The following is a 2758-nucleotide window of genomic DNA, read 5'->3' as shown; positions in this document are numbered from 1 at the left end:
CAAGCGCTCTCCCAGCTGAGCTATAGCCCCGTCACGTAAAGCTTGTCGAGTTGACGGGCGGCATCATATGAATTCCGTCCGAATGTGTCAACGGCAAATTGCAGCGCCTTGTTTCAATCGCTGAAAAATCAGGCAAATGAACATTTTTGGATTACGCCTCGCATTCAGTAGTTATTCATGTCACGGTTTCATGTAAATTGATGCTATAAAATGAACACTTAATAGACCCACAACTATTCCGGGAATTGTTATGTTCAAGGAGAGGATGACGCCAGATGAACTTGCCAGACTGACCGGTTATAGCCGCCAGACCATTAATAAATGGGTACGCAAGGAAGGCTGGACGACATCACCCAAACCAGGCGTCCAGGGGGGCAAGGCTCGACTGGTACACGTCAATGAACAGGTTCGTGAATATATTCGCAATGCAGAACGCACGGAGGGTCAGGGAGAAATCCCCGCCCTGTCTGGCGATGCACCGCTTGAAGTGCTGTTAGCTACGCTGGCGAAAGAGATGACGCCGGCTGAACAAAAACAGTTTACATCATTGCTTCTACGGGAAGGGATTATCGGGTTATTACAACGCTTAGGGATTCGCAATAGCAAATAATATGAAAAGATTACGCAATAAAATGACCACCGAAGAACTGGCGGAATGCCTCGGTGTGGCTAAACAAACCGTTAACCGCTGGATTAGAGAAAAAGGCTGGAAAACAGAAAAATTTCCCGGAGTGAAAGGAGGTCGCGCCAGACTTATTCTACTGGACACACACGTTTGCGAATTTATTCAAAACACGCCTGCCTTCCATAATACGCCAATGCTTCTTGAGGCCGAAGAACCCCTTGCTGAATACGCGCCAGGTATGCGCACTCCGGCTTATCGGCAAATCATCAGCGCAATAGACAATATGACTCACAGTGAGCAGGAAAAAGTTGCGCAATTTTTGTCACGTGAAGGGATTCGTAATTTCCTTGCCCGTCTCGACATAGACGAATCAGCATAAATAAAAAACGGCAGGATACTATCTCCTGCCGTTTATCTTTTATGCGCTAATTACTGCTGGTTTTCGCGTTCAGCAATAAAAGCCAGAGCTTTATTGATGCGCTCGATGCTACGTGCTTTGCCGATCGCGTGAACGGTAACATCCAGTGCCGGAGACTGCCCCGCACCAGTAACGGCGACACGCAGCGGCATACCAACTTTACCCATTCCCACTTCCAGCTCGTCCGCCGTCGTCTGAATAGCGTGGTGAACGTTTTCAGCTGTCCAGTCAGTAATCACGGCCAGTTTGTCGCGAACTACTTCCAGCGGCTGACGTGCTACCGGGCGCAGATGTTTTTTCGCTGCATCGGCATCGAACTCAGCAAAATCTTCGTAGAAGTAACGGCAGCTCTGTGCCATCTCTTTCAGCGTCTTGCAGCGTTCACCCAGCAGTTTAACCAGATCCACCAGCTGCGGGCCGTTGCGGGTATCGATATTTTCCTGCTCGATGTGCCACTGTAAATGGGTAGCAACATACTCCGGCGGCAGCGTGTTAATGTAGTGATGGTTCAACCACAGCAGCTTGTCGGTATTGAACGCGCTGGCGGATTTGCTGACGGCATTCAGGGTGAAGTATTTGATCATCTCTTCACGGGTGAAGATTTCCTGATCGCCGTGGGACCAGCCCAGACGCACCAGATAGTTCAGCAACGCTTCCGGCAGATAGCCGTCATCACGATACTGCATTACGCTGACCGCACCGTGGCGTTTGGACAGTTTTTTACCATCATCGCCGTTGATCATAGAAACGTGCGCATAAACCGGCACTGGTGCTTTCAGGGCTTTAAGAATGTTGATCTGGCGCGGCGTGTTGTTGATATGGTCTTCACCACGGATAACATGGGTGATTTCCATATCCCAGTCATCGACAACTACACAGAAGTTATAGGTCGGAGAACCATCGGTACGGCGGATGATCAGATCATCCAGCTCCTGGTTGCTGAACTCGATCGGACCACGGATCTGATCGTCAAAAACCACAGAACCTTCTTGCGGATTAGCAAAACGAACGACACATGGTTCATCATCAGCATGATGCTCATGGCTGTGGCGGCAGCGGCCGTCATAACGCGGCTTCTCACCTTTCGCCATTTGCTCTTCACGCAGTGCTTCCAGACGCTCTTTAGAGCAATAGCATTTATAGGCCGTGCCCTCTTCCAGCATCTGATCGATAACTGCGTTATAGCGATCAAAACGTTTGGTCTGATAGTACGGACCTTCATCCCACTCCAGACTCAGCCAGTTCATACCATCCATAATGGCTTCGATAGCTTCCGGCGTAGAACGCTCAAGATCGGTGTCTTCAATACGCAGCACGAACTCACCGCCGTGGTTACGTGCAAAAAGCCAGGAGTAAAGAGCAGTACGCGCGCCGCCAACGTGCAGATAGCCTGTTGGGCTTGGCGCGAAGCGAGTTTTGATTTTCATGAAATGGCCTTACGTTTAGAAAGATGCCGACAACCGGCAAATCCTGGAAAAATTGAGTGGGCGATATTCTATCACTCCAGCCTGATTCCTCAATGTAGTTCGGGTTGCTACATGATGCATTATTGTTTTCGTTGAGAAATTGCGCAACGCGGTCTGTTTTGCGATCATCCTGCTTAATTTTACGACGAACAAACAAATTCTTTAGAAAATGCGTTGACTCATTTCCAACTCTCCCTATAATGCGACTCCACACAGCGGGGGTGATTAGCTCAGCTGGGAGAGCACCTC

Annotated in this window: 3 protein-coding genes; 2 read left to right on the top strand and 1 reads right to left on the bottom strand. The window is 49.4% G+C overall.

Annotation, left to right across the window (positions count from 1 at the left end):
- Positions 1-250: 250 nt before the first annotated feature.
- Together EQY_RS0117850 and EQY_RS0117845 are read left to right on the top strand one after the other, a co-directional pair.
- The gene (locus tag EQY_RS0117850) at positions 251-610 is read left to right on the top strand and encodes a YfeC-like transcriptional regulator (protein WP_000472029.1); all 360 of its coding nucleotides are present in this window, start codon (positions 251-253) and stop codon (positions 608-610) included.
- 1 nt (position 611) lies between these two features.
- Positions 612-1004: a MerR family transcriptional regulator gene (locus EQY_RS0117845; RefSeq protein ID WP_000826490.1), complete on the top strand. Its 393-nt coding sequence runs from the start codon at positions 612-614 to the stop codon at positions 1002-1004.
- A 50-nt stretch (positions 1005-1054) separates the two neighbouring features.
- Here EQY_RS0117845 and gltX read toward each other — a convergent pair whose 3' ends face one another.
- Entirely contained in the window at positions 1055-2470 is a 1416-nt protein-coding gene (gene gltX / locus EQY_RS0117840) for a glutamate--tRNA ligase (RefSeq protein ID WP_000695673.1), read from the bottom strand.
- Positions 2471-2758: the final 288 nt, after the last annotated feature.

Source organism: Escherichia sp. TW14182 (assembly GCF_000208525.1).
Classification (GTDB): domain Bacteria; phylum Pseudomonadota; class Gammaproteobacteria; order Enterobacterales; family Enterobacteriaceae; genus Escherichia; species Escherichia ruysiae.
The sequence above is the reverse complement of the archived record's forward strand: the minus strand, read 5'-3'. Positions and strand labels throughout refer to the sequence as shown.